Source organism: Microvirga lotononidis (genome assembly GCF_034627025.1).
In the GTDB taxonomy this organism is placed as follows: Bacteria; Pseudomonadota; Alphaproteobacteria; order Rhizobiales; family Beijerinckiaceae; genus Microvirga; species Microvirga lotononidis.
In genome coordinates this window covers 1,955,995-1,982,557 of record NZ_CP141048.1, presented here as the reverse complement: position 1 = coordinate 1,982,557, position 26,563 = coordinate 1,955,995, and the positions used below count along the sequence as shown (strand labels likewise).

Sequence of the window (26,563 nt, the reverse complement as noted above, 5' to 3'; positions counted from 1 at the left end):
TCAGGTCCGCAGGCGCTTCGGCATGGGGTCATCAAGCCAATGGTCGAGGAACCGGTCGAGCCAGCGGGAGACGTGCGGATCGTGCTGGAAGCGCCCGGCGAGCTGGCGCACCCGGTCCTGCGCACCCGGCATCTTCAGCCGCTCCTCCGCATGAACCGTCCAGCGGCACATCATGGCGTGGGTGACCTCGGGGTGGAACTGGAGGCCGAAGGCCTTCTCGCCGGCCCGGATCGCCTGGGTCGGAAAATCGTCTCCCGTGGCCAGGGTCTCGGCACCCGTGGGGCAATCGAAGCCTTCCCGGTGCCAGTGATAGACATGGCTCGGCCAGGGCACGCCCCAATCTTCGCTCAATGCCTCGCCGGCGGCCGTAGGCAGCAGGGGATAATAACCAATCTCAGCCCGGCCTTCGGGGTGGGACCAGACGCGACCGCCGAGCTGCTTCGCCATCATCTGTGCACCCAGGCAGAGGCCGAGATAGGGCTTGTTCTCCTTGAGCGGCACCTCGATCCAGTCGATCTCAGCCTTGATGAAATCGTCCGGATCGTTGGCGCTCATCGGGCCGCCGAAGATCACGGCTCCCGTGTGCTCGGCGAGCGTCTCGGGCAAAGAATCCCCGAAGCGCGGGCGGCGGATGTCGAGGTGGTAGCCGCGCTCCAGGAGCAGGCGCCCGACCCGGCCGGGCGTCGAGTGTTCCTGATGCAGGACGATGAGAATGGGTGCTTTGGGACGCCGCCTAGGCATGGTTTCGACCCGATGCGGAGGCGTTCATGACGAAAGGTAGGAGATCACGCGAGACCATAACCCGATTATTCGGGATAAGATGCCTTCTCCGCAAGGGGCATCGGCAGCCCGCGGAGTCGCAATTCCCAGGCCGGAGACGGACCGGGAGACCAGGCGCATGACGGAACTCAGATCAAGACCGGAAACGGAATGGACGCGTGGGTTCGATCCTCTGGGCGAAGCTTGCCGCCGACCCAGGATCGGTCCATAACGATATTATGTACGATTGCGAGCGTGCCCGGTTTTTGCACGGATCCTCAAAAGTGATAGAAGCACCTGATTCCAGCCTTGAAGTCCGGAAGATCCGGCGCATCTTGTTCCGTGTTTTGCTGGCTGATCAGCCAGCATCCGAGCGTGAAAGAAAGTGAACCCGTGACCGACAGCGTAACGAGCGATGGAGATCTCAATGGCCTGCGTATCCTCGTCGTCGAGGATGAAGCCGCGATCTCCCTGCTCCTGGAAGACATGCTTCTCGATTTCGGCTGCGAGGTGATCGGTCCGGCAGCCCGCCTGTCCGCGGCCCTGGACGCCGTGGCGCGCGAACAGGTCGATCTGGCCATCCTCGACGTGAACGTCGCCGGCGAGCCCATCTATCCGGTCGCCGAAGCCCTGGCGCAGCGTTCGATCCCCTTCGTCTTCTCGACCGGCTACGGCAGCGCAGGCATTCGTGACGCCTTCCGTGATCGTCCGGTCCTGCAGAAGCCCTTTGCCCAGCACGATCTGAAGCAGAAGCTCCTGATTGCCTGCGGCAGGACGGCCTGACCCCAGAATTTGATCGTCGCTCGGGAGGCTGAGTCTGTGGCCCTAATGCCGCAGTCGTTCACCTTGTGCTGCAAAACACATCATTCATGATGTGAATCGGCTTTGTTCCCAGGGACATCCTGCTAAGTTCTCGTAACGTTAGAGCAGGTAACCCTTCGTTCGAGCCGGTCTCCCATGTCGTTCCGATCCGTCACGCTTCTGGCCGCCACAAGCGTCCTGGCGCTCTCCTGTGCCGCCGCGCGGGCCCAAGTTCCCGTGCCGCGCCAGGCACCCGCCGCAGGCGCCATCGTGGCGGCCAAGGGCGGCGAGGAAATGCGCTTCGTGCGCGAGGATCTCTGGCGCGCCGCCCAGCTGCAGCAGAGCCTCGTCGGCGGCGATACCCTGCGCACCAACGCCGTCGGCAACCTGGCGATCCTGTTCAACGACCAGACCCAGATCCGCGTCGGGCGCAACTCGACCCTGAGCGTCAACGAGGTGGCGAGCGGACCGACCGACGCGACCCAGCTCAGCCTTCAGGGCGGCAACATCTGGGCCCGTGCCGCCCGCGGCGGCTCGGGGGTCGACGTCAAGACGCCGGCGGCGGTTGCGGCGATCCGCGGCACGGACTGGTCGCTGGCGGTGGATGGCACCGGCAAGACCTCGCTCGTTGTGCTCGAAGGCATCGTCGAGCTCAAGAATCCGCAAGGCGCGGTGACGGTTCGTCAAGGCGAGGGAGCCGTGGCGGCCGTCGGCCAGGCGCCGACGAAATTCGTTCTCGTCAGCCCGAACGACCGCGAGCAGATGCTCTTCTACATGTCGATGCGGGAGGTGTTCATCAACCTGCCGACGACAACCCTGAGCAATACACAATTCGAGGCTGAAAAAACCCGGATCGAGGCCCTGCCGTCCGCGAGCCGCACGACGGAAGACTGGCTCACCCTTGCCGAAAGCCTCATGAATGCGGGTAACAGGCGCGCGGCGGCAATCCCTCTCGCGGAAGCCAGGAACCGCCCGATGACCAAGGCACAGCGGGCTCGCGCCGATTATCTCGAAGCTCTCATGGCCGGTGCGGATCGCCGCTGGCAGGATGCGATGAGGCTGTTCGAGCGTGCGAAGCCGGGCCTCGATCCCCGGCGGCGCGGCTGGGCCGAATACGGCCGCTATGCCGCGGCCTCCCTGGCGGATCCGAAGCGGGTGCAGCCCGCCCCGAAGGTTCCGGTCCGGGATCCGAGGACGGCGGAAATCAACGCCTATCTCACCGGTTTCCGCCAAGATCTCAAAGCCGCCGCCGCCGAGGCCGCGGCATCCGAGAAGCTGTTTCCGAAAGATGCCGGGCTTGCCCTGCTCTCGGCCTCCCTCGCCCAGGACCTCGACCATCGCGAGGACATGTACGCAGCCTATGAACGCGCCAAGGCGATCGACGCCGCGGATCCGGACGTGGTGGCCTTCGGGGCGACGATCAAGGCGGATTATGCCCGCGACATCGACGGAGCGCTGGCCGATCTCTACAGGGTTGTGAAGTCCGATCCGAGTTTCTCGCTCTTCAACCAGATCGGCCTTCTCGAACAGGGCCGGGGCGCCTTGATCGAGGCCGAGGCCGCCTTCCGGCGGGCCATCGAGATGGAGCCGCAGAACCCGATTCCCTACGTCAACTTGGCCATCCTTCTCCTCGATCAGAGCCGGGTGGAAGAGGCAGGCATTCTCATCGACAAGGCGCTGGCCCTCGACCCACCCACGGCCTACTCGGCCCGCGGGCGCTATCTTCTGCAGAAGGGCAAGATGGCTCAGGCCATCGAGTCCTTGCTGGCCGGATCCGCCGTCAATCCGGCCCGTTCGAACGATCAGCTCATCCTGGCCGATGCCTATTTCCAGAACGGCGATTACGAACTCGCCTGGCAGACCCTCGACAATGCCGACCGGCTCGATCCCAGGGCCCCCATCGTGCCCATCCTGCGCACGGCTTTCGCCCTCGATCTCTACATGGCCGACGAGGCGATCCTCGCCGCGCGCGAGGCCCTGCGGCGCTACCGGGATCGCGGCGGGGACTATGCGGGCCTGTCAGTCACCAAGCAGACCGGCTCATACCCGGTGGAGGCCTACCGCTTCATCAACCTGCATGACTGGGCGCGCTTCTATGCCGACCGGACCTTCGATCCCTTCGAGGCGCAAGGCTATTTCGACCAGGCGATCGCCAGCAGGCCGGGCCTGTTCCCGACGGAGCCTACCCTCGATGCGGCAGAAGGCACGGACCTCAACAGCGCGGCCCTGAATCTCTCGATTCAGGGGTTGCTCCTCGACCCCCTGGCCGTTTCCGGCCGCATCGGGCGCTTCGACCCCATCCGCAGACCGTTTCTCGATACCGAGATCGGAGGCGGTCCCGTGGTGCGCGGCGGCAAGGTCGGCTGGGACGCGGGCGTGCTGGTCAACGGCTTCTCCAACGAGCCGGTGCCGACGAGCTTCAGCCTGTCCGCGAGCGCCGGCGAGGCCAAAGGCAACCTGACGGCCGACAACGAGAGAGCAAAAGGCATCACGCTCAGCATCGGTTCGGCACCGAGCGCAGCCGACCGGTTCATGTTCATGGGCTGGGCGACCGAGGGCAGGCCGGGCCTGACGGATGTCAACCGTCTCGATCTCACCGAACATATCGATCGGGACGAGACGACCCTCTTCGGCGTGGCCGGCTGGAGCCACACGTTCGGCTACCGCAATGTCCTCTCGGCTGCCGTGTTCGCGACGCGGAATGAGACGCTCGACCGTGGGAATCGATGGGACTATTCCGCACCGGCGGAGTTCGGATTTCCTGATGTCATTCACACGTTGTGGACCGAGAAGCAGCGCGTCGACGGCGTCGTCGGGGCGGTGAGCCACGCCATCGGGATCGGCGACTTCAATCTGCGCTACGGCCTGGAAGCTCAGGCTGGCCAGCTGCGATACAGCGGCCTCAGCAACAGTCACCTATCTTGGTTCTCCGGATCAGAGGACGATCTGCAGGACGCGACGGCCTTCGACAGTCCCTTCCGGGGCGGCCGTGCCTACGCCGATCTGTCGTGGCGGCCGAACGATCGGTTCGAGGCTCAGGCCGGCATCCATCGCACCTTCCTCGACGTGAAGAACGCCGATCCCGATGTCTGGGTGTCGCCGCGCTTCGGTATCGGCGTGTCGCCGCTGGAAGGGCAATGGCTGCGCGCGGCCTATATCGAGAATGCCGATACCTATCTGAGCTACTCTCTCGCACCTGCGACCACGGTCGGGCTGATCCCGAACGACACGCCCGCGAGCGGACCGACGAAGAGCATTGTTCTGCGTTGGGATGCGGAATGGACGCCGCACGTCTTCACGGCCCTGGAATATCAGCGGCAGACGCTGAATGACCTCAACGTCCCGAGAATCAACACGCTGACCAGCTTCGACGATATCGAGAAGGCGCGCGCCGAGTGGCTCGCCGCCACGATCAATGTCTGGCTCGGTCACGGCATCGGCGTGTTCGGCTCCGTCGGCGGAGCCACTTCGAAAATTCTGGCGACCGCGGCGTTCCGAGACGGTCAGGGCGTGGGTGAGCCGATCCCCTATGTTCCGGAACGCTTCGCACGGTTCGGGATGACGTTCGTGCATCCGAGCCGCCTGCGGTTCACGCTGACCCAGAACTACATCGGCGAACGGTCCGGCTCCTACGACAACGACCGGCTGGCAGCCTATTGGACGACGGACGCGGCGATCACCTGGGAGACGCCCGACCGGCGCTTCCAGTTCGGCGTGACGGCGCTCAACCTGTTCGACCAACGCTACGATTTCGGCTTCGACATTCCGGCTCCCGGCCGCACGGTCGCGGCCTCCGTCAAGGCTCGGTTCTAGAGTGAGCGGCGAAAGGCCGGCAGCGGTCGATCACGGGCGCGAGCCTCTCTGGCGCCATTTCGTCATGGCGGGGCTCATCGCGGCGCTGCTGATGCCGGTCCTCTATTTCCCACCCTTCCATCTCATCGAAGCGCGGCTCTACGACATTCTCTCGGTCGTCTCGCCGCCCCTGCCGACGCGGCCTGGCGCCGTGATCGTGGCCATCGACGAACCGTCCATCGGGGAGATCGGCCAGCGCTGGCCCTGGTCGCGGGAGCTTCACGCCAGACTGGTCGAGAGTCTGCGTGCCGCGGGCGCGAAGGCGATCGCTTTCGACGTCATCTTCGCCGATCCCACTACGGAGGAAGCCGATGCGGCTTTCGCGAAGGTGCTCGGTCCCGACGTGGTGCTGGCCGCCGACGACGTGACGACGCTCCTGTCTCAAGGCGTTCAGGTGACCCGCGTCAGTCCGCTCGATCCCTTCCTCGATGCCGGTGCGGCCACCGGCGTGGCCTCCGTAGATCTCGACGGGGATGCCTATCTGCGCCGCATGCCGCAGATGCAGGACAGCTTCGCCGCCGAAGCGCTGCGCCTGAAGGGCGAACCGCAGGCCGTAGCTCCCTCGGGCGCGCTGATCCAGTTCTTCGGGCCGGCCCGCTCCTACCCGACCGTCTCCTATTATCAGGCTCTCGATCCGACGCATTTTCTGCCGCCCGGCTTCTTCAAGGATCAGGTCGTCCTGGTGGGCCTGAGCCTCAAGCAGGCGACCACCGCCGATATCGGCGCGCCCGATACCTTCCCGACGCCCTATACGCTGACCGAAGGAACTCTTACGGCCGGCGTGGAAGCACAGGCCACGATCCTCGATAATCTTCGCCATAATCTCTACGTTCTGCCCGTGCCGCGGCTCGTCATGGCGCTTCTGGTGATTGCTGGAGCCCTGCTCGCCGCTGCCTTCTCGGCCCATGGTGTCTCCTGGCGGACCGGGCTCGCGGCAGCCTTCCTGCTCGCCTTCTTCATCGCGGGATCCTGGGTCGTGCTCCGCTTCGGCCGAGTCTGGATGCCGCCCGCCATGCCGGCGGCAGCAGCGCTGGCGGTGTTCGGCGCGCGGTTCGGTCTCGACTACGCTCGCGAGCGCCAGCTGCGTCGCACGGTGTCGGAGGCCTTCTCGCGCTATCTCTCGCCGGACCTCGTGGCGCAGCTCGCGCGCGACCCGGCCGCCTTGAAGCTCGGAGGCGAGCGCCGCAATCTCTCGATCCTGTTCTGCGACGTGCGCGGCTTCACGACCCTGTCGGAGAAGCTGAAGGACGAGCCGGAGCGGCTGACGACATTGATCAACCGCCTGCTCGATCCGTTGTCCGCCGCCGTGCTCACGGAAGGCGGCACCATCGACAAGTATATCGGCGACTGCGTCATGGCGTTCTGGAATGCGCCGCTGCCGAGCCCCGACCATCCTCTGCGCGCCGCCCGCGCGGCCATGGGCATGCTGGATGCGGTCAAGATCCTGAATGCCGAACTGCGGCGCGAACAGGGCGAGGATGCCCCCTCCTTCGCCATCGGCGTCGGTATCAATACCGGCGATTGCGTGGTCGGCAATGTCGGCTCGCGCTGGCGCTACGATTACTCCGTCCTCGGCGATACGGTGAACCTCGCTTCACGCCTGGAAAGCCTGTCGAAGGAATACGGCGTCTCCATCGTGCTCGGTCCCGCAACGGCAAAAGCGCTGCAGGACCATTTCGTGCTGATCGAGCTCGATCGCATCGCCGTGAAGGGGCGTGCCGAGAAGACGGCGATCTTCACCATCGTTGCGCCCGCCTCGCAGCGCCAAGATCCGGCCCTGGTGGAGCTGATGGATCTGCATCGCACGCTGCTCGACAGCATCCGCGCCGGCCGGCGCGTGGAAGCGCTCGAACTCGCCCGCCGCTGCCAGACGCTCGTCCCCTCCCTGTCGGCGTATTACGGGAAGCTTCTGCTCAAGGCGACCGCCCTCCCGGAATGATCGGTCCGCCGCGGCCATGATCCTCACTGTCTCTGCTTGGCCGATCTCAGGCCCGACCTGCACAGGAAACACTTTTCCCTGACATGATTTTGCAAACGAATTGCAAGTAAAAACAAGATCTTGCGCCTCGCAGAACACGGTCTATAAGAGCGCCTCGTTTCCCGCCGCACTCTCAGTTACGTATCGCGCCATGGACAAGATTCAGAAACTTGCCCTCGGCAGCATATTCATCGGCGCCGTTGTTTTCGGCCTGAAATATGCCGCCTATTACATCACGGGCAGCATTGCGCTCTATTCGGATGCGCTGGAGAGCGTCATCAACGTGGTGACGGCGGTTGCGGCCTTTCTGGCCGTGCGCGTGAGCGCTGCACCGGCGGATGCGAACCATCCTTACGGACATCACAAGGTAGAATATTTTTCCGCCGTTCTCGAAGGCGTGCTGATCATCGTGGCGGCGCTGGCCATCCTGCGGGAATCCTATTACGGATTCCTCTCGCCGAAGATGATCGATGCTCCCATGGAGGGCCTTGCGATCAATGCGATCGCCGGCGTCATCAATGCATTCTGGTCCTGGGTGCTGATCAACCGCGGACGGCGGATGCGCTCGCCCGCCCTCGTGGCCGACGGACGCCACCTCTTCACGGATGTGATGACCTCGGCGGGCGTCCTGATCGGTCTTCTGCTCGTTCCCTTCACCGGATGGCACTGGCTCGATTCCGCCCTCGCGGCCCTGGTTGCCGTCAACATTCTCTGGTCCGGCTGGGGCCTGATGAAGGAAAGCATCGGCGGCCTCATGGACGAGGCTCTTCCCGAGACCACGTTGAGCCGCGTCCGCGAGATCATCGCCGTCAATGCGCAAGGCGCCATCGAGGCCCACGACCTGCGCACGCGTCATGCCGGCCGGATGACCTTCATCGACTTTCATCTCGTCGTGCCGGGCCAGATGAGCGTGACCGACGCCCACGACATCTGCGACCGCCTTGAGCGCGCCCTCAAGGAGGACGTGAAGGACGCGCTCATCACAATCCACGTGGAGCCCGACAACAAGGCCAAGCACGCCGGCATCGTGGTGCTCTGAGCCGTCAGGGCTCTTGCGGGAGTGCCGCGCCCGTGGCATTCCTTCGCCCATGATAGACCGTGCGACCACGACCGCAATTCTTTGGTGGCGCTCCTGACAGGAGCGGCACGTCGTCATGTCTATCACAACGAACGTAGCCGCCGTGTACGGCAGGCATCGTTCGTCATTTTCCGATCCAGTCCTACGTCACGGCGGCTCTCATCTGGAGAAGCCCCATGTCCGTCGACATCGACCAACGCCCCGTCATTCTGACCGGAGACCGGACCACCGGCCCGCTTCATCTCGGCCATTATGTCGGATCCCTGAAGAACCGCGTCGCCCTGCAGCATAGCCACAGGCAGTATCTGCTTCTGGCCGATACGCAGGCCCTCACCGACAATGCGTCCGACCCCGCCAAGGTGCGCCGGAACGTGCTCGAGGTCGCGCTCGATTATCTGGCCGTCGGCATCGATCCGGACCAGACGACGATCTGCGTGCAATCGGGCCTGCCGGCGCTTGCCGAACTGACCCTGCTCTATCTCAACTTCGTCACCGTCGCGCGCCTCGAGCGCAACCCGACGATCAAGGACGAGATTCAGGCTCGCGGCTTCGGGCGCGATATTCCCGCAGGCTTCCTCTGCTACCCGGCCGCGCAGGCGGCCGACATCACCGGATTCAAGGCGAATGTCGTTCCCGTGGGCGAAGATCAGGCTCCGCTGATCGAGCAGACCAACGAGATCGTCCGTCGTCTCAACCGGCAGGTCGGCCGCGATGTTCTTCCCGAAGCGCGGGCCCTGATCCCTGCCGTCGGGCGCCTGCCCGGCGTCGACGGCAAGGCGAAGATGAGCAAGTCCCAGGGCAATGCCATTTCCCTGTCCGCCACGCCCGATGAGATCCGCGACGCCGTGCGGCGCATGTACACGGACCCCAACCACCTGCGTGCTTCCGACCCGGGCACGGTGGAAGGCAACGTCGTCTTCACCTATCTCGACGCCTTCGACGACGACCGTGCAGCGGTCGAAGATCTGAAGGCGCGGTATCGCCACGGAGGCCTCGGGGATGCTGCGGTCAAGCGCCGTCTGGAGGATATCCTCCAGAGCCTTCTCGCGCCGATTCGGGAGCGCCGCTCGGCCCTGGAGCGCGACGCCGGCTATGTTCTGGATCTGCTGCGGACCGGCACTTCGGCGGCACGGACCCGGACCCAGGCGACCTTGGACGAGATCCGCGCGGGCCTCGGGTTGTTCACCTTCGCGGAGGCGAGGCTCGGGACGCATCGTCAAAGACAGAGTATAGCCGCGTCTTAAAGCTCCAATACCTGCCTGATCTCGGCACCGCATCCAGTCTGGGTCGAGATTATTCAAGCAGGATGTATCTGTTCTCTCCTCAAGGAGAGAACAGGCCGGCAGAGACTGCGTCTTTAACCTGCGGCATCATTTAGATATGAAAATATGATTAACGACCATCAGAAAATTCAAGATATTTTACTACAAAAAACCCATCATCTAAGTAATTTCCCGTAATGCGACACGTAACAGACAACGCTATTAAGTAAAAAGGCCTGCTGTAAGCGCGTCGTGGGGGCGCGCGCCTTCCGCGGGGTTGCGGGCAGGCTGTCGAGGGACCATGCGTTTTCTGAACAACTTGAAATTGATCGTCAAACTGGCGATTCCGACAACGATCTTTGTCGCTATCACCATCGGCTTGATCGCGGTTGCGAAAAACGGATTGGACACCCTCAGTGCCGACGCCAAGAAAGTGACGGATGTCGAAACGGCCCGTCTGGTCGCCATCCTGAGCATCAACGCCGAAGTGAACGAGGCCAGCATCCAGGAAAAGAACCTGATCCTGTTCTCCTCGACCGAGCAGGACCGGCTCAAGAGCGCGGAAGCCGTCTATCAGCAATACAAGAAGCTCGCCATGCAACGTGCCGACGAGCTGATTGCCCTTTCCGAGAATGCGGAGCGCCGTGCCGTCAACGAGGACATCAAGGCGACTCTCGGCAAATACTTCGCGCTCATGGACAAGAGCGTCGCTCATGGCATGCAGGACGACGATTTCTCCGCCCTTCAGATCTCCAACGGCGAAGGACGCGATCTCCGCATGAAGGTTCGCGACCTTCTGAACGAGCGCATCGCCGTCAATCAGAAGGCGCTCGACCAGGCGTCGGAGGACGCGGAAGCGCTGGCATCCAGCACCTCCACCACGCTCATCGTGTCGTCAGTCATCGGCCTGAGCATCGCCATCGCTTTGCTCGGCTCCATCGTCGTGATGGCCATTACGCGTCCGCTGAACCGGGTTACCGGCTCCATGGGACAGTTGGCGAACGGCGACCTGTCGGTGAGCGTGAGCGGCACGGAGCGCAAGGACGAGGTCGGGGCGCTCGCCCGCTCGCTGCAGGTGTTCAAGGACAACGCCGTCGAGGCGCGCCAGCTCGCCGCCGCGCAGGAGGCCGAGAACCAGGCCAAGATGCGCCGCGCCGAACTCCTCGATCAGCTCACCAAGCGCTTCGAGCTCAACGTCTCGGCCCTGACGCAAGGGCTGTCCTCGGCGGCCACCGAGATGGAGGCCACCGCCCAGTCCATGACCGCGATCGCCGGACAGACCACGCAGCAATCCGTCACTGTCTCGTCCGCTGCCCAGCAGACTTCGGCCAACGTGCAGACGGTGGCGGCGGCTACCGAGGAGCTGTCGATCTCGATCCGCGAGATCGCCGGCCAGGTGGCGCAGTCGTCGCAGATCGCCGACAGGGCCGTCCAGGGAGCGCGCCGCACCGATGCGGCGGTGCAGGATCTGGCCTCGACCGCGGCCAAGATCGGCGACGTGGTGCAACTCATCAACACCATCGCCGGGCAGACGAACCTGCTGGCGCTCAACGCCACCATCGAGGCGGCCCGCGCGGGCGAAGCCGGCAAGGGCTTTGCCGTGGTGGCGACCGAGGTCAAGGAGCTGGCGAGCCAGACGGCCAAGGCGACCGACGAAATCTCGAGCCAGATCGCCTCGGTGCAGCAGGCGACGCAGCAGACGGTCGCGGCCATCCAGGAGATCGCCCGCACCATCACCGAGATGAGCCAGATCTCGACGTCGATTGCGGCCGCCATGGAGGAGCAGGGCGCGGCGACCGCCGAGATCGCCCGCAACGTGCAGGAGGCGGCACGTGGCACCGAGGCGGTCACGGGCAGCATCGAAGACGTGCAGCATGGCGCCGGAGAGACCGGGGCAGCGGCCAGCCAAGTGCTCGGCGCCGCTCAGGAACTGTCGCGCCATTCCCATGATCTGGGCCGCGAGGTCGAGACCTTCCTCCAGGGTGTCAAAGCCGCCTGAGGCGCCGGATACATCCTCGCAGAATCAGAGGGCCGCTGCGAACAGCGGCCCTTTCGTTTCATGGCGAGCCCTTACCCGCCCTCCGGCGACAGCTCCATAAAAAGCTCAGCTTGGCACAAGCTCCAGGAGCTAATTCCTGACAGGCTGAAATTTCTGCGCGTCGCAGGACGCATGCACCGTCCGCGGGAACGTGGACAGGATAGCGAGAAGACAATGAGAGCTCTCAACAATTTTAAGCTGATTACGAAACTGACCATTCCGGTGGCATTGTTCATCGCCGTGACGATCGGCTTGATCGTCTTTGCCAAATCCAGCCTCGACACGCTCGCCAGCGCGACCCAGCAGATCGTCGACGTGCAGGCTGCCCGCCGCAGCACGGCGCTCAGCGCCAAGGCGAATGTCAACGAGGCGGCGATTCAGGAAAAGAACCTGATCATCGAGACGCGGATCGAGCAGATCCTCATCTATGACCAGCACTTCAAGAATGCCAAGGAAGCGACGCTCAGGGACTTCGACACTCTCATCGCTTTGTCCGATACGCCCGAGATCCGCAGCTCCAACGAGGCGCTGAAGAAGACCGTCGAGGAATACTTCGACGTCATGGGGCGGAGCATTGCCCACACGCAGCTCAACGAAAGCGACGAAGCTTTCAAGCTGTCGACGGGCGAGGGACAAGCCTTGCACGACAAGGCGATGCAGATGCTCGACCAGAGGATCGAGGCCAACGTCCAGGCTCTCAACCAGGGGAAAATCCACGCAGCCGATCTCGCGTCGTTCACCTCGACGCAGCTGATCGTCGCTTCCGTCATCGGCCTGACGCTCGCCACCTCGCTGCTGGCGGCCATCATGGTCTATGGCGTTGCCCGTCCATTGAACGGCGTTGCCGGTTCCATGAACCGGCTGGCGAACGGCGACCTGTCGGTGAGCGTGAGCGGCACCGAGCGCAAGGACGAGGTCGGGGCGCTCGCCCGCTCGTTGCAGGTGTTCAAGGACAATGCCGTCGAGGCGCGCCGGCTCGCCGCCGCGCAGGAGGCCGAGAACCAGGCCAAGATGCGCCGCGCCGAACTCCTCGACCAGCTCACCAAGCGCTTCGAGCTCAACGTCTCGGCCCTGACGCAGGGGCTGTCCTCGGCGGCCACCGAGATGGAGGCCACGGCCCAGTCCATGACGGCCATCGCCGGGCAGACGACCAACCAGTCCGTTGCCGTGGCCTCGGTCGCGCAGCAGACTTCGGCCAACGTGCAGACGGTGGCAGCGGCTACCGAGGAGCTGTCGATCTCGATCCGCGAGATCGCCGGCCAGGTCGCGCAGTCCTCGCAGATCGCCGAGCGGGCCGTCGAAGGGGCTCAGCGCACCAACGGGACCGTCCAGGAACTCGCCTCCATGGCGGACAAGATCGGCGACGTGGTACAGCTCATCAACACCATCGCCGGGCAGACCAACCTGCTGGCGCTCAACGCCACCATCGAGGCGGCCCGCGCGGGAGAAGCCGGCAAGGGCTTTGCCGTGGTGGCCTCGGAGGTGAAAGACCTGGCCAACCAGACCGCCCGGGCGACTGAGGAGATCTCGGGCCAGATCGCCTCGGTGCAGCAGGCGACGCAGCAGACGGTCGCGGCCATCCAGGAAATCGCCCGCACCATCACCGAGATGTCGCAGATTTCCGTCTCCATAGCGGCCGCCATGGAGGAGCAGGGCGCGGCGACGGCCGAGATCGCCCGCAATGTCCAGGAGGCGGCTCGCGGTACGGAAACGGTTACCGGCAACATCGTCGATGTGCAGCATGGCGCCGGGGAAACCGGTTCGGCCGCCTCCCAGGTGCTCGGCGCCGCTCAGGAGTTGTCGCGCCACTCCCACGACCTCGGCCGCGAGGTGGCGACCTTCCTCCAGGACGTCAAGGCGGCCTAGGATCTAGAGCATCGAACGCAAAAGTGGGAACCGGTTTTGCGCGGAAAGATGCAAAAATCAAAACCTTAGAGCATCGGACGTGAGTTCGATTTCACGTCCGAAGCACGAGACGAAACCCATTCCCTCCCTTCGAAACTTACCTCCGAAGCCCGGCCATCGCGTGCCGGGCTTTTTTTCTTTTCCGCTACGCTGAAACAAGCAGGGTGCGAGCGTTTTTTACTTCCCGACGGGACGTGATCTCGCTCCTGGAGAAAGCCCCGTCGCAGAGAGCGGAACGGCATGCTTGTTCGAGCGGGTTCCTCACCGAAGCCTGTTCCGCGATATCGATGAACCGGGCACCCGCCCCGGCTTGAACGGATGGAGGCTCGCATCGCGATATCGCCTGGGCTGAAGACCCCCTCCGCTCCGAGATGCTGAGCTTTGGAGGCACCCTTCGGCTCGACATTCTGTATTCCTTGACCGGCTGAGCCGGATGAACGTCAATGACGTGTGACTTCGAGTCACCGCGGGCCCGCTCCACCTACGGAATGGGCCCGTTTCGTTGCGCCGGGCCAAAACGCGAAAGGCGCCCCGAAGGCGCCTTGTCGATTAATCTTCGCAATGGAAGGAATTGGAGCGGGCGAAGGGATTCGAACCCTCGACCCCAACCTTGGCAAGGTTGTGCTCTACCCCTGAGCTACACCCGCACGCTCCGATACCTCGTCAGATTTGGTGGAGCCAGGCGGGATCGAACCGCCGACCTCTTGCATGCCATGCAAGCGCTCTCCCAGCTGAGCTATGGCCCCTGATCTGACAGGACAGCACGCTCATCGTCGTGCGTCCCTGGTCCTCCCGAAGACATAACTGCAACCTGCCACAAGGGCAACCCACTTCTAAGTCCTTGTCGATCAAGGAAGAAGATGGTGCCGCAAGAGGGATTCGAACCCCCGACCCCCTCATTACGAATGAGGTGCTCTACCAGCTGAGCTATTGCGGCATCGCGGCTCTGCGATCCGAGAGGCGCCCTCTTACCCGCTCCCCCGCCGCTTGGCAAGGGAGGGAAGGGCCGGAATGGCCTACCAGACCGAAAAAACGCTGCGACGCGCGGACGCCTGTTCCTTGGGCTTCGGCACGTCGGGCGGCGTGGTCGGGAAAACCACGGGCTCAGGCTGAGGAGCGGGGATCTCCTCCTTCACCTCTTCCTTGACGGGCCCGGCGACGACGGCCTCGGTCCTGATCCCGGCCGGCAGAGGCTCGGAAGCCGGCACCGGACCAGACTCGCTCACCGGAGCCGGAGCGGGCTCTTCCGCAGCCGCGATGGGCAGCACCCTGACCTCGTCGTCGAGATCCGCCGTCACGTCGTCGTGCAGGGTCAGTTCGGGCGCGATCAGCACATCCGGGGGCGCCTGCCAGACGAAGGCGTCGAGACGGCCGGTGACCGGCGAGACCGGGGCCCAGTGGTCCGAGACGACCCCGTCGGCGATCCAGGCCGGGTCGCGCGGCGCGCGAGTGGCGCGGGCGAGCCATTCGCGTCCCTTGCCGGTCGAGCCGTGCTCCGCCTGTTCCAGGTCGGACATGAGCAGGCACACCCGCATGGTCGGCCTGTCCTGCAACAGCGGTTCCAGGGCGTCGCGGGCCCGGTCGAACTCGCGGGCTTCGAGGGCGGAACGCGCCACGGCGAGCCGGCCCTCCGGCGCCCCATTGGAGAGGCGGGAGAGCGTCTCGGCGCGCTTGAGGCGGTCGAGGCCCGAATCACCCGGACGCAAGTTCAGGTAGACCTCGGCCAGATCCGGATGCGGCAGGCTGCGCCAGGCGGTTTCCACCACCTTGGCGGCCTTGCGCAGATCCCCCTTGCGCGAGAGCAGACGGCCGGCGAGCGCCGCGGCGGGCACGAGGTCGGGCGCGAGCCTCACCGCGTCCTGGGCGCTTCTCAGGGCGCCGTCGGGATCGCGATCCGCCCGTTCCAGGGCGTCCGCCGTGAGGAGGACGGCCCGGTGGCGCCTAGCGGTTTTCTTGTCGAGAAGGCCGAGCGACGTCCGCCGCTCCACGGTTTCGAGAGCGCCGCGCCAATCCCCTTCGGCGCAACGGGCCTCGAGGACCGCATCGCTTGCCCAGGCGGCCGCCGGCGCCAGACGCACGGCCTCGGTGGCATATTGATGGGCCGAGGCCGCATCGCCCCGGCGGCGGGCCTCGACGAAGAGGCCGCGCAGGCCCAGAACCCGGGTCTCGTCCTCGTCCATCATCTGCAGGAACGCGGCCTCGGCCACCTCCCGGTTGCCGGACACCTGGGCGGCCTGCGCCTTGAGGAGGAGCGTCAGCGGCTCCTTGCCGAGAAGGCGTTCCGCCTCGTTGGCATAGCGGCGGGCCGCGATGGTGTCGCCGGCGCCGACCGCCACCATGCCCCGGGAAACGGCCTGGTAGCCCCGGGAGCGGCGGCGCGCCCGTGAGGCGAAGGTCAGGCGGGAGGGAAGCTGGATGAGGCCGGTCACCAGGGACCAGAGCAGGGCCAAGGCCAGGGCAAGGCCTGCCAGCGCGATGGCCGCCACCGCCACCGACATCTGGATTTCGTAACCGCCGAAGGTGATCAGGACCGTGCCCGGCCGGTCGGCCAGCCAGACCGCGCCGAAGGCCGCGACGCAGAGAAGACCGATGAAAACGAGTGCGCGCCACATGCGGGGCAGATCCTTTTATTGCGTCGTACGGTTGAGGGTGGCGAGGGCGTCCGAGCTGATCGCCTGCGCGGCGCGATGCGCCTCGGCGACCGCCTTGACCTGCCGGCCCCATTCCTCGGAGAGCCGCCGCGACGGCTCGGGCAGGGCATCCCAGGCGGTCGCGGCCTCCACCACGTCGCCGCGCTCCAGGGCCTGCCGGATGCGGACGACAAGAGCCGAAACGCCCGTGGTCCCCTGTTCGTTCACCGGCTTGACCGTCACCACCCGGTCGGCCATGCGCAGGAGCCGGTCGGACCAGCTGTTCGTCGGACCGCGGCTTTCCCTCAGGATCGCCGTTTCCACCGGATCGAAGCTTCGGGCGAGCGCCGCCGCCGTGGGGGCGCCCTTTTCGGCAAAGGGCTCCAGGGGCGCGACGCGGCTCGGATCGGCCCCGGCCTTCTTCACGCCGTCGAGCACCTCGGCATAGGGGGTGCCGCTGTTCAGCGCGTCGTTCAGGCGGCCGGCGAGAACGACCTTGGTGCCGGTCTGGCTCGCCGCCTCGGCGTTCCGGGTGTTCTCCGCCGCCTGCTGCGAGAGGGTCGCAAGGCGCTGTTCCTGCTCGGAAATCCGGCGGTCGGTGTCCGTGAAGCGGCGCTCCGTTTCGGAGAAGCGCCTTTCCGCCTCGCCGAACCGGCGGTCCTGGTCGGCGAGACGCCGGTCGAGATCCGCGATCCGGCCGTCGAGCTGCTGGGCCGCATTCGCAGCTTTCTCCGCGCCCTGGGCGTTCGCCTGGGCCTGTTCTTCCAGGCCCGACAAGCGGCCGGATAGGCCATTGGACAGCTCGGTCAGCCGGTTGGACAGGTCGGTCAGCGCCGCCTCGTTCTGGGCCGGCGGCGGCTGGGGCGCCTCAGGCATGGGACGGTTCAGGGCTTCCTGGGCCTGACTCGCCGCCTGGCGGGCCGTGTCCTGGATAGCCTGGAGGCGCTGGTCCAGCTCGCCCCGAGCCGACTCGAGCGTCTGGAGGCGCTCCGTCAGAGCCTGGACATTCCCCTGCGGCTGACCGGAGGGGGAGGGGGCCGGTTGCCGGAGAGCGCCGACGCGCTGTTCAAGCTGAGCCAGGCGCAGTTCCACCGGCTGGTTCTGGCCCGGATTCTCCTGCCAGGTCTGCAATCCGTAGAGCAATCCTGCGCCGATGACGCCGCCGAGCAGGCCGGATCCGATCAGCGCGCCGGCGGAGCCGCGACGCTCGGGAACCGGGCGCGGAGGGACGGCCTCGTCGCGCGCGTTCGACGCGGTAGACTCCTGGTAGGAGCTGTCAGATAGACCGGCATCCGGCCTGCCAGCCTCCCCGATAGCAGCGCTGGACGGGAGCGTATCGGTCCCGGCCCCTGAATCGAGCGTGGCCTCCGGCGAGGCGACCAGGTCCTCGGCCGGGGGCTCGTGGCCGGCCGCGATGGTCTCGTCGGGCTTCACCTCAGGGACCGCACCTCCGGTGATCGTCTCCGGGGCGGGAGCCCCGGCCGCGAGAGTGTCCGGCCCAAGGGTGTCCGGCCCAAGGGTGTCCTTACCCAACGTGTCCTTGCCCAACGTGTCCTTGCCCGACATGTCCTGCCCCAAGGTCTCCTGCCCCAGCGTGTCCTGAGTCCCGGCGCCCGGACTGGCGACCGGGGCGGAACCCTCGTCGATCACGGTCGCTTTCAGGTCGATGGTCGCCGGCTCACGCGAGGGCTTCTTGCGGGACGATTTCGGGCGTCGGGGATCAGATGAATCGGTCACGGGTCACTCTTGCACGGGTCGCGTCAGGCGCGGGATCTTCAAAAGGTCAGTGTGAAATGCAATTGAGGCAAGCTTGGGCGCAGCGTTTCGTTCCCTTCCTGCGGTACGTTCCAAAAACGAATGGTCCATCGGACCACGATTGTCCTCGTATGGCAAAGCTCCGTCGGCGGGCTCCAGGCCGGACCGTCGACGACCCGGCACCGGATTTCAGGGGAGCGAATCGAGAAGCCGGAGAAGCGCATCCTCGGAAGGCCCCTCCGCCACCCGGACCGCGGCGCCGACCGCCATCAGGGGCGCCGCCACATCGGCCGAGAGGCAGAGATGCGGAAAGGCCTGGAGGTTGGACGCCAACCCCGCCTCCCTGACCAGCCGGACGACGAGATCCGCGCTCCGCCGTGAATAATGGAGCGCGGCGCCGATTTGGCCAGTGCGCAGGGCCTCGACGGCGGCCTCGGGCAAGGTCTCGACGGCTTGCGCCTCGTAGGCCTCCCATTGCAGCACCGTGAACCCGGCCTGGCGCAGGGACAGGGCGGGCTCCTCCTTGTGGTGCCGGGCCGTCACGTGGAGCAGGACAAGGCCTGGCGGCAGCTGCTCGCGAATCAGCCGCGACAGGGACACCGCGTCGCCGTCCGCCACGATGACCCGGGTGTATCCTTGTGGGCGGATCACCTCGGCCGTGTGCTCGCCCACGGCGAAGACGAGCTTCAGCCGATCCAGGCCCGCGAGAGCATCCGCCGCATGGGCGCTGGTCACGATGAGAGCATCGTAAGGTGCATCAGGAGCGGGATCGCCTGTCGGGACGATCCGGGTGACGGGTGCCTGGCACGCATCGAACCCAAGCGCCTTCAGCCTCTCGGCGGTGCGCGCCGCATCCTCGGGCGAGCGGGTGACGAGGATCCGGGTCATGATGTCAGGAAGTCCGGGGGCATGCGGGAGCGCAGCTCCGATCCGGCTTCGCGCCCGAGCGCCGCCGCATCGTCCGGCGAGCCGCGGCGGATGGCCTCCAGGCATTCGGATCCGTCGGGGCGCAGCACCAGGCCGCGGATTTCGAGTTCGCCGCCGACGAGCCGCGCATGGCCGGCGATCGGCGTGCGGCAGGAGCCGTCGAGGATGGTGAGGAAGGCCCGCTCGGCCGCGAGCGCGTGGGCGGTGGCCATGTCGAGGATGGGCGCGAGCGCCGCCCGCACCCGCTCGTCCTCGGCGCGAATCGCAATCGCGATGGCGCCCTGCCCCACGGCCGGGAGGAAATCGTCCGTTTCGAGCACGGTGGTCACATGGTCGGTGAGACCGAGGCGCCTCAAGCCCGCCATGGCGAGCAGCGTCGCGTCGACCTCGCCGCGCTCGAGCTTGGCGAGCCGCGTCTGCACGTTGCCGCGCAGGAGCGTGACCTGGAGGTCCGGCCGCAGGCGGCGAACTTGAGCCTGCCGCCGCAGGGAAGCGGAGCCGACCACGGCGCCCTGCGGCAGGTCGCTCAGGCTCCTGTAGCGGTGGCTGATGAAGGCGTCGCGCACGTCCTCGCGCGGCAGGAAGCCCGCGATGACGATCCCCTCCGGCAGGGCCGTCGGCAGGTCCTTGGCGGAATGGACCGCGAGATCGATGGAGCCGTCGAGGAGCGCGATGTCGAGTTCCTTGGTGAAGAGCCCCTTGCCGCCGGCCTCCGACAGGGGCCGGTCCTGGATGGCATCGCCCGTGGTCTTGATGATCGAAAGGGGCAGGTGCTCCACGGTCCAGCCATGGGCGGCGACCAGCCTGTCTTGCGTCTCGTGGGCCTGGGCGAGGGCCAGCGGGCTTCCTCGCGTACCGATGACCAGGGTGGGTGATGCGGCCATTCTGCCTGAGTGCTCCTGTCTTGAACGATCTGGTTTGATCTTGTGCGGCGCGGCGGACTATAGGGGGAGGAGCGCCGGGCCGGAAGCCCGGACAACACCTTAATCGAGCGGCCCCCGATCATGCGCATTCTAGGCATCGAGACCACCTGCGACGAGACCGCGGCCGCCGTGGTCGGCGTCGGCTTCGACGGACGCGGCGAGATCCTCTCCAACGAGGTCTTGAGCCAGATCGCCGAGCATGCCCGCTATGGCGGCGTCGTGCCCGAGATCGCCGCCCGCGCCCATGTGGAGGTGATCGACCGGCTCGTGGCCCGGGCGATGAAGAGCGCCCAATGCTCCATGAAGGACATCGACGGCATCGCCGTGGCGGCGGGCCCCGGCCTCATCGGCGGCGTGCTGGTGGGGCTGACCACCGCCAAGGCCATCGCGCTCGTGACCCGTAAGCCCCTGATGGCGGTGAACCACCTCGAGGCCCACGCGCTCACCGCGCGGCTGACCGACGGCATCGGATTTCCCTACCTGCTGCTGCTCGCCTCCGGCGGCCATACCCAGCTCGTCGCGGTGCGCGGCGTCGGTGATTACGTGCGCCTCGGCACCACCATCGACGACGCGATCGGCGAGGCCTTCGACAAGGTCGCCAAGATGCTCGGCCTGCCCTATCCCGGCGGGCCGCACGTGGAGCAGGAGGCCGCCAAGGGCAATCCGGAGCGCTTCGCCTTCCCGCGCCCGCTGCAGGGCCGTGCGGAGCCGAATTTCTCGCTCTCCGGCCTCAAGACCGCCGTGCGGATCGAGGCGGAGAAGATCGCGCCGTTGACGGCGAGCGACATCGCCGATCTCTGCGCCAGCTTCCAGGCCGCCATCGTGGACGTGGTGGTGGACCGCACCCGGGTCGGGCTTCGCGCCTTCCGCGAGATCGCCGGCCACCCGACCGCCCTCGTGGTGGCGGGCGGCGTCGCGGCGAACCAGGGCATGCGCCAGGGGCTGCAGCGCCTCGCCGTCGAGGCCGGCCTCAAGCTCGTCGCCCCGCCGCTGGCCCTGTGCGGCGACAACGGCGCCATGATCGCCTGGGCGGGCCTCGAGCGGATGCGCCTCGGCCTCATCGACGACATCACCGCCCCCGCCCGCGCCCGCTGGCCCCTCGACACCAGCCGGGACGAGGCCGGAGCGAAGGCGTGACAAGGACGTCGTCAGAAGCTGGCACATCAACACGGCCGATTCACTGCAAGGCATGGCGATCGTCTCCCTCCCCCTTGGGGGGAGGAGGGCTGGTCCCGCTCTAAGGCTCAATCTCTCGGGATGATATCCATGGAGGCAGCGCTCTGACATGACCTCACCCGCCCAAACCATCGGCATCGCCGGAGCGGGCGCCTGGGGAACGGCGCTCGCCAACGCGGCCGCCATCGCGGGCAACGACGTGGTGCTCTGGATGCGGTCGCCCGAGCACGCGGCGGCTCTGGCGGCGGCGCGCACCAACGAGCGCTTCCTGCCCGGCGTGAAGCTCCATGACCGCATCCGGCCGACCGCCGCCCTGGCCGATCTGGCGGCCGCCCGCGCGGTGCTGCTCGTCACGCCCGCCCAGACCACCCGGGAGATGGGCGCGGCCCTCGCCGACGTGCTGCCGCCCGGAACGCCCCTGGTGCTCTGCGCCAAGGGCATCGAGCGGGAGAGCCGGGCCTTCCTCTGCGACGTGGTGGAAGCCGTGCGCCCCGGCTCGCCCGTCGGAGTGCTCTCGGGACCCAGCTTCGCCGACGACGTGGCCCGGGGCCTGCCCACCGCCGTGACGCTCGCCTGCCGGGACGCGGCGCTGGCCGAGGCGCTGGCCACCGCCCTCTCCGGCCCGACGCTGCGGGTCTATCACCGCACCGATCTGCGCGGCGTCGAGATCGGCGGGGCAGCCAAGAACGTGCTCGCCATCGCGTGCGGGGCCGTGGCCGGCAAGGGCCTGGGCGAGAGCGCCAAGGCGGCCCTGATCGCCCGTGGCTTCGCGGAGCTCCTGCGCTTCGCCCGCGCCTATGGCGGCGAGGCGGAGACCCTGATGGGGCTCTCGGGGCTTGGAGACCTGGTGCTCACCTGTTCCTCGGCTCATTCCCGCAACTTCGCGTTCGGCCAGCGCCTCGGGCAAGGCCTGAGCGTCGCGGAAGCCGCCGGCGGCAAGCTGGTGGAGGGCGCCGCGACGGCGAGCGCCCTCGTGGCCTTGGCGAAGGCGAAGAACATCGACATGCCGATCGCGGAAGCGGTCGAGCAGGTCCTGTCCGGCGCATGGTCCCTCGATCAGGCGGTCGATGCGCTGATGAACCGTCCCGTCAAATCCGAGCAATAAGCAACAACGAAAGGGCGAGAGCAGAAGACCATGGCCCATTGGCTCTACAAATCCGAACCCTCCGTCTGGTCCTGGGACCGGCAGGTCGCCGAAGGCGGCAAGGGTACGCACTGGAACGGCGTCCGCAACCACGTGGCCAAGCAGAACCTGATGGCCATGAAACTAGGCGAGCAGGGCTTCTTCTATCATTCCAACGAAGGCAAGGCGGTGGTGGGCATCGTCGAGGTCATCAAGGAATACTACCCCGACCACACGGACGAGACGGGCAGGTTCGGCATGGTGGACATCAAGGCCGTCAAGCCCTTCAAGCGCCCGGTGACCCTCGACGAGATCAAGAAGGAGCCGGGTCTCGAAAAGATGATCCTGGTGAACAATTCCCGTCTCTCGGTGCAGCCGGTGACGGACGAGGAATGGGCCATCGTGTGCCGGATGGGCGGACTCTGAGATCAGAGTCCATCCCTTGACCGCCGTTTTTTGCCATTTCACGCTGTCGTCGCCGCTCTCGTTGGCGTACCCTATTCCAATGGATTCATCTCAAGGACGAGATCCGTCCGGGCTCCGAAGCCAAGGGGCCAGAGAGGGCATTCCACGATCGGCAATGGGAGAATGTCGCATGGCCAGCGTCGACGATGGGGCAAGGACGATCCTCCGCAACAAGCTCCTCGGCCGGTGGGCCGCCGAAAAACTGGGAATGACGGGCCGGGACGCCGAAGCTTATGCGGATTCCCTCGCCAGGAAGGCGCTCGATCCCGCGCACAGCGACGTGTTCAGCAAGATCCGCAAGGACTTCGACGCCGCAGGCATTCAGGAATCGGACGCGTGGATCCTGCATGTCATGACCGAACTCACGCTCAAGGCCGGAAACCTCATGCCGACGGCAACGGGAGGTTCCACCGATGCCGCGGCGGTGACGCTCGCACGCAATCTCATGTCGCGGTGAGGCCGGCAGTCAATCGTCCGTACCGCGCGGCCTTATCGCCTTCGCTGTTCCCGAGCGATAGTTGTGGACGTGCAATGACTGAAGGCGCACAGTCGACGTGCGGGCCGGGGCATTCGTCTGTGTCATTCGCAGGAGACGCTTAACGGAGGACTGAGCCATGCACGCCGTGATCAGAACCTATTCCGGTGAAGGAGCCAAGGATCTCTTTGATGTGCTGGAGCAGCGCAAGCGGGATGTCGAAAGCCTGATGCGAACGGTCAAGGGATTTGTCGGCTATTCCCTGATCCGCACTGGCGATGGAGGCATCTCCGTTACGATCTGTCAGGACAAGGTTGGCGCGGATGAGAGCGTTCAGAAAGCCAAGGATTGGATCGGGCAGAATGCGTCTAATATTGGCGCGAGCGCACCGAAAGTGTCGGAAGGTCCGGTCATTCTTCAAATGAAAGCGTAAAGGCGACCGCGCGATACCGTGACTTCGTGTAAGCACGATGCGGCAACGGGACGGTACCCGGGCACTCTCCTGTTGACTGCCTGAAAGCCCAGGGGAGTGGGAACACCTCTCCCCCACTCTGCCCCCCAAACAAGCCGCGACCAAAGTGCGATCGCGATCCCGCTTGCCCCGCCCCACTCTCTTTCCGTAAACCTAGCTCTAAATCCATCATGGGAGCATCTGGGAGAAGCGCCATGGACGAGAAGATCTACGACGTGCCGGCGGAATGGCGGCATCGGGCCTATCTGGACGATGCGGGCTATCGCGCGAAGTACGAGGCCTCGGTCAAGGACCCGGAGGCCTTCTGGGCGGAAGAGGCCAAGCGCATCGACTGGTTCAAGGCCCCGACCCGGATCAAGAACACCAATTTCGGCCCCGACAACGTGGCGATCCGCTGGTTCGAGGACGGCGTCACCAACGTGGCCCATAACTGCATCGACCGGCATCTCCACACCCGGGGCGATCAGGTCGCCATCATCTGGGAAGGCGACGACCCGTCGGAATCCAAAAAGATCACGTACCGGGAGCTGCACGACGAAGTCTGCCGCATGGCCAACATCATGCGCAACCGCGGCGTCGCCAAGGGCGACCGCGTGACGATCTACATGCCGATGATCCCGGAAGCCGCCTATGCCATGCTAGCCTGCGCGCGGCTGGGCGCCATCCACTCGGTGGTGTTCGGCGGCTTCTCGCCGGATTCGCTGGCGAGCCGCATCCAGGACGCGAAATCCGCCTTCATCGTCACGGCCGACGAGGGCCTGCGCGGCGGCCGCAAGGTGCCCCTGAAGGTGAACGTGGATGCGGCCCTCGAGCGCGTCGGCGCGGGCGTGGTCGACCACGTGCTGGTCGTGCGCCGCACGGGCTCTCCCGTCAACATGGTGCCGGGCCGGGACGTCTATTACCACGAGGCCGCCGAGCTCGTGTCCGACGAATGCCCCTGCGAGGAGATGAACGCTGAGGACCCGCTCTTCATCCTCTACACCTCGGGGAGCACCGGCACGCCGAAGGGCGTGCTGCACACCACGGGCGGCTATCTCGTCTATGCGTCCATGACGCACCAATACGTGTTCGACTACCACGACGGCGACGTCTATTGGTGCACCGCGGACGTGGGCTGGGTCACGGGCCATTCCTACATCCTCTACGGCCCCCTGGCGAACGGCGCCACGACCCTGATGTTCGAGGGCGTGCCCACCTATCCGACGATCTCCCGCTTCTGGGACGTGATCGACAAGCACCAGGTCAACATCTTCTACACCGCCCCGACGGCCATCCGCTCGCTCATGCAGGCGGGCGAGGAGCCGGTGAAGAAGACCTCGCGCAAGTCGCTGCGCCTGCTGGGCTCGGTCGGCGAGCCGATCAACCCGGAAGCCTGGGAATGGTACCATCGCGTGGTCGGCGACGGCCGCTGCCCGATCGTCGACACCTGGTGGCAGACCGAGACCGGCGGCATCCTGATCACGCCTTTGCCCGGCGCCACGAAGCTCAAGCCCGGCTCCGCCACCCGGCCGTTCTTCGGCGTGAAGCCGCAGATCGTGGACGCGGACGGCAAGGTCCTGGAGGGTGCGACCGAGGGCAATCTCGTGATCGCCGATTCCTGGCCGGGCCAGATGCGCACGGTCTACGGCGACCACGAGCGCTTCGTGCAGACCTACTTCTCCACCTATCCGGGAAAATACTTCACCGGCGACGGCTGCCGGCGCGACCAGGACGGCTATTACTGGATCACCGGCCGCGTGGACGACGTGATCAACGTGTCCGGCCACCGCATGGGCACGGCGGAGGTCGAATCGGCCCTGGTGGCGCATCCGAAGGTCTCGGAGGCCGCCGTGGTCGGCTACCCGCACGACATCAAGGGCCAGGGCATCTACGCCTACGTGACCCTGATGGCCGGCGAAGAGCCGTCCGAGGAGCTGCGCAAGGAGCTGGTCGCCTGGGTGCGCAAGGAGATCGGCCCGATCGCCTCGCCGGACCTGATCCAGTTCGCCCCCGGCCTGCCCAAGACCCGCTCCGGCAAGATCATGCGCCGCATCCTGCGCAAGATCGCCGAGGACGAGTTCGGCTCCCTCGGCGACACCTCGACGCTCGCCGATCCCGGCGTCGTCGACGACCTGATCACCAACCGGCAGAACAAGCGCACGCAGGCGGCGTGAGCCGGTCGCTTATCCTCCACGTCATGGCCGGCCCTGTGCCGGCCATAACGAGAAGGGTGTCATCCCCGGCGGCCGAAGGCCGGGAAGGGGATCCATGGCGTTGCGCCTGATCGTGGATTCCCTTCCCCTCCGCTGTGCTCCGGCCGGGAATGACACCAATGACATGAAAGGCTCGCCGGAACCGTAGCCTTATCTTTCGCGTCTCACCCTCGTGCATCGTTCGCAGGAGGGTTCGGGACATGGGCGCGCGCGCCGCATTCGCCATCGTGGCCGTCATCGGCATCGCTTTCACCGCGACAGCCGCATCGGCCCGCGAGATCGTGCCCTTCGAGGGGCGCGTGTCGCCGGGGACCATCGTGATCAAGACAGGGGAGCGGCGGCTCTATTACGTGCGCGGCGACGGCACCGCCCTGCGCTACCGGGTGGCGGTCGGCAAGCCGGGCAAGCAATGGTTCGGCGAGGCGCGGATCGACGGCAAATACGTCCGCCCCGCCTGGGCCCCGCCCGCGGAGGTCAAGCGCGACAACCCGCGCCTGCCCGACGTGATCCCCGGCGGTGCGCCGAACAATCCCATGGGCGCCCGGGCGCTGACCCTCGATCTCGACGAATACGCCATCCACGGCACGAACCGCCCGAGCTCCATCGGCACTTACGCGTCCTATGGCTGCATCCGCATGCTCAACGAGGACATCGTCGACCTCTACGAGCAGGTGAGCGTGGGAACCAGGGTGGTGGTGGAGCGGTAGGCCGACCGCAACGAAACGGAACGGCAAGGCCTCCTGTCGCAGAGT

The 26,563-nt window shown here is 66.1% G+C and carries 19 protein-coding genes and 3 tRNA genes; 14 read left to right on the top strand and 8 right to left on the bottom strand.

What is annotated here, in order from left to right; all coding sequences use genetic code 11:
• Entirely contained in the window at window positions 1–741 is a 741-nt protein-coding gene (locus tag U0023_RS09415; RefSeq protein ID WP_009493610.1) for a glutamine amidotransferase, read from the bottom strand.
• 411 nt (window positions 742–1,152) lie between these two features.
• Here U0023_RS09415 and U0023_RS09410 point away from each other — a divergent pair, with 411 nt between their 5' ends.
• The 7 genes from U0023_RS09410 (at window position 1,153) to U0023_RS09380 (ending at window position 13,634) form a co-directional block, all read left to right on the top strand.
• Window positions 1,153–1,542, top strand: coding sequence for a response regulator (locus U0023_RS09410; protein ID WP_040639286.1), 390 nt, complete (start codon window positions 1,153–1,155; stop codon window positions 1,540–1,542).
• 174 nt (window positions 1,543–1,716) lie between these two features.
• Complete coding sequence (locus tag U0023_RS09405) at window positions 1,717–5,373, top strand: FecR domain-containing protein (protein ID WP_009493614.1); 3,657 nt, start codon at window positions 1,717–1,719, stop codon at window positions 5,371–5,373.
• 1 nt (window position 5,374) lies between these two features.
• Window positions 5,375–7,351 (top strand): CHASE2 domain-containing protein, encoded by a 1,977-nt coding sequence (locus U0023_RS09400; RefSeq protein WP_154661264.1) that lies wholly within the window; start codon window positions 5,375–5,377, stop codon window positions 7,349–7,351.
• Window positions 7,352–7,541: 190 nt separating this feature from the next.
• Window positions 7,542–8,429: a cation diffusion facilitator family transporter gene (locus U0023_RS09395; RefSeq protein ID WP_009493618.1), complete on the top strand. Its 888-nt coding sequence runs from the start codon at window positions 7,542–7,544 to the stop codon at window positions 8,427–8,429.
• Between the two features lie 215 nt (window positions 8,430–8,644).
• Window positions 8,645–9,712, top strand: a complete 1,068-nt coding sequence (trpS, locus tag U0023_RS09390) for a tryptophan--tRNA ligase (protein ID WP_009493620.1) — start codon at window positions 8,645–8,647, stop codon at window positions 9,710–9,712.
• A gap of 319 nt (window positions 9,713–10,031) precedes the next feature.
• The gene (locus U0023_RS09385) at window positions 10,032–11,729 is read left to right on the top strand and encodes a methyl-accepting chemotaxis protein (protein ID WP_009493622.1); all 1,698 of its coding nucleotides are present in this window, start codon (window positions 10,032–10,034) and stop codon (window positions 11,727–11,729) included.
• A gap of 213 nt (window positions 11,730–11,942) precedes the next feature.
• Entirely contained in the window at window positions 11,943–13,634 is a 1,692-nt protein-coding gene (locus U0023_RS09380) for a methyl-accepting chemotaxis protein (RefSeq protein WP_009493624.1), read from the top strand.
• A gap of 611 nt (window positions 13,635–14,245) precedes the next feature.
• Here the strand turns inward: U0023_RS09380 and U0023_RS09375 are convergent.
• The 7 genes from U0023_RS09375 to hemC form a co-directional block, all read right to left on the bottom strand.
• Window positions 14,246–14,320 (bottom strand) — tRNA-Gly (locus U0023_RS09375).
• 23 nt (window positions 14,321–14,343) lie between these two features.
• A tRNA-Ala gene (locus tag U0023_RS09370) sits at window positions 14,344–14,419 on the bottom strand.
• A 115-nt stretch (window positions 14,420–14,534) separates the two neighbouring features.
• Window positions 14,535–14,610 (bottom strand) — tRNA-Thr (locus tag U0023_RS09365).
• Between the two features lie 79 nt (window positions 14,611–14,689).
• A complete protein-coding gene (locus U0023_RS09360) occupies window positions 14,690–16,285 on the bottom strand; it encodes a heme biosynthesis protein HemY (RefSeq protein ID WP_009493626.1) in 1,596 nt (531 codons plus the stop codon).
• A gap of 15 nt (window positions 16,286–16,300) precedes the next feature.
• The gene (locus tag U0023_RS09355; protein WP_009493627.1) at window positions 16,301–18,040 is read right to left on the bottom strand and encodes a hypothetical protein; all 1,740 of its coding nucleotides are present in this window, start codon (window positions 18,038–18,040) and stop codon (window positions 16,301–16,303) included.
• A 207-nt stretch (window positions 18,041–18,247) separates the two neighbouring features.
• The gene (locus U0023_RS09350; protein ID WP_009493629.1) at window positions 18,248–18,946 is read right to left on the bottom strand and encodes a uroporphyrinogen-III synthase; all 699 of its coding nucleotides are present in this window, start codon (window positions 18,944–18,946) and stop codon (window positions 18,248–18,250) included.
• Window positions 18,943–19,869 carry a hydroxymethylbilane synthase gene (gene hemC, locus U0023_RS09345; protein WP_009493632.1) on the bottom strand — a complete coding sequence of 309 codons (927 nt, stop codon included), beginning with the start codon at window positions 19,867–19,869 and terminating at the stop codon, window positions 18,943–18,945. The genes U0023_RS09350 and hemC overlap by 4 nt, the downstream gene beginning before the upstream one ends.
• 120 nt (window positions 19,870–19,989) lie before the next feature.
• Here hemC and tsaD point away from each other — a divergent pair, with 120 nt between their 5' ends.
• From tsaD to U0023_RS09310, 7 genes are all read left to right on the top strand, one after another.
• Window positions 19,990–21,045 (top strand): tRNA (adenosine(37)-N6)-threonylcarbamoyltransferase complex transferase subunit TsaD, encoded by a 1,056-nt coding sequence (gene tsaD / locus U0023_RS09340; protein WP_009493633.1) that lies wholly within the window; start codon window positions 19,990–19,992, stop codon window positions 21,043–21,045.
• 148 nt (window positions 21,046–21,193) lie between these two features.
• The gene (locus U0023_RS09335; RefSeq protein ID WP_009493635.1) at window positions 21,194–22,189 is read left to right on the top strand and encodes an NAD(P)H-dependent glycerol-3-phosphate dehydrogenase; all 996 of its coding nucleotides are present in this window, start codon (window positions 21,194–21,196) and stop codon (window positions 22,187–22,189) included.
• Between the two features lie 30 nt (window positions 22,190–22,219).
• Complete coding sequence (locus tag U0023_RS09330) at window positions 22,220–22,633, top strand: EVE domain-containing protein (RefSeq protein WP_009493637.1); 414 nt, start codon at window positions 22,220–22,222, stop codon at window positions 22,631–22,633.
• 169 nt (window positions 22,634–22,802) lie between these two features.
• A complete protein-coding gene (locus U0023_RS09325) occupies window positions 22,803–23,129 on the top strand; it encodes an ATPase inhibitor subunit zeta (protein WP_009493640.1) in 327 nt (108 codons plus the stop codon).
• Between the two features lie 157 nt (window positions 23,130–23,286).
• Window positions 23,287–23,580 (top strand): hypothetical protein, encoded by a 294-nt coding sequence (locus U0023_RS09320; RefSeq protein ID WP_009493642.1) that lies wholly within the window; start codon window positions 23,287–23,289, stop codon window positions 23,578–23,580.
• A 233-nt stretch (window positions 23,581–23,813) separates the two neighbouring features.
• A complete protein-coding gene (gene acs / locus U0023_RS09315) occupies window positions 23,814–25,772 on the top strand; it encodes an acetate--CoA ligase (protein ID WP_009493644.1) in 1,959 nt (652 codons plus the stop codon).
• A gap of 239 nt (window positions 25,773–26,011) precedes the next feature.
• The gene (locus tag U0023_RS09310) at window positions 26,012–26,518 is read left to right on the top strand and encodes a L,D-transpeptidase (protein ID WP_009493649.1); all 507 of its coding nucleotides are present in this window, start codon (window positions 26,012–26,014) and stop codon (window positions 26,516–26,518) included.
• Window positions 26,519–26,563: the final 45 nt, after the last annotated feature.

Bases quoted from the DNA above. Each gene is read 5' to 3' on its own strand.
- U0023_RS09335 (WP_009493635.1), top strand. From the start codon at position 21,194: ATGACCTCACCCGCCCAAACCATCGGCATCGCCGGAGCGGGCGCCTGG.
- U0023_RS09415 (WP_009493610.1), bottom strand. From the start codon at position 741: ATGCCTAGGCGGCGTCCCAAAGCACCCATTCTCATCGTCCTGCATCAG.
- hemC (WP_009493632.1), bottom strand. From the start codon at position 19,869: ATGGCCGCATCACCCACCCTGGTCATCGGTACGCGAGGAAGCCCGCTG.
- tsaD (WP_009493633.1), top strand. From the start codon at position 19,990: ATGCGCATTCTAGGCATCGAGACCACCTGCGACGAGACCGCGGCCGCC.
- U0023_RS09360 (WP_009493626.1), bottom strand. From the start codon at position 16,285: ATGTGGCGCGCACTCGTTTTCATCGGTCTTCTCTGCGTCGCGGCCTTC.
- U0023_RS09320 (WP_009493642.1), top strand. From the start codon at position 23,287: ATGCACGCCGTGATCAGAACCTATTCCGGTGAAGGAGCCAAGGATCTC.
- U0023_RS09380 (WP_009493624.1), top strand. From the start codon at position 11,943: ATGAGAGCTCTCAACAATTTTAAGCTGATTACGAAACTGACCATTCCG.
- acs (WP_009493644.1), top strand. From the start codon at position 23,814: ATGGACGAGAAGATCTACGACGTGCCGGCGGAATGGCGGCATCGGGCC.
- U0023_RS09310 (WP_009493649.1), top strand. From the start codon at position 26,012: ATGGGCGCGCGCGCCGCATTCGCCATCGTGGCCGTCATCGGCATCGCT.
- trpS (WP_009493620.1), top strand. From the start codon at position 8,645: ATGTCCGTCGACATCGACCAACGCCCCGTCATTCTGACCGGAGACCGG.
- U0023_RS09350 (WP_009493629.1), bottom strand. From the start codon at position 18,946: ATGACCCGGATCCTCGTCACCCGCTCGCCCGAGGATGCGGCGCGCACC.
- U0023_RS09330 (WP_009493637.1), top strand. From the start codon at position 22,220: ATGGCCCATTGGCTCTACAAATCCGAACCCTCCGTCTGGTCCTGGGAC.
- U0023_RS09385 (WP_009493622.1), top strand. From the start codon at position 10,032: ATGCGTTTTCTGAACAACTTGAAATTGATCGTCAAACTGGCGATTCCG.
- U0023_RS09325 (WP_009493640.1), top strand. From the start codon at position 22,803: ATGGCCAGCGTCGACGATGGGGCAAGGACGATCCTCCGCAACAAGCTC.
- U0023_RS09405 (WP_009493614.1), top strand. From the start codon at position 1,717: ATGTCGTTCCGATCCGTCACGCTTCTGGCCGCCACAAGCGTCCTGGCG.
- U0023_RS09395 (WP_009493618.1), top strand. From the start codon at position 7,542: ATGGACAAGATTCAGAAACTTGCCCTCGGCAGCATATTCATCGGCGCC.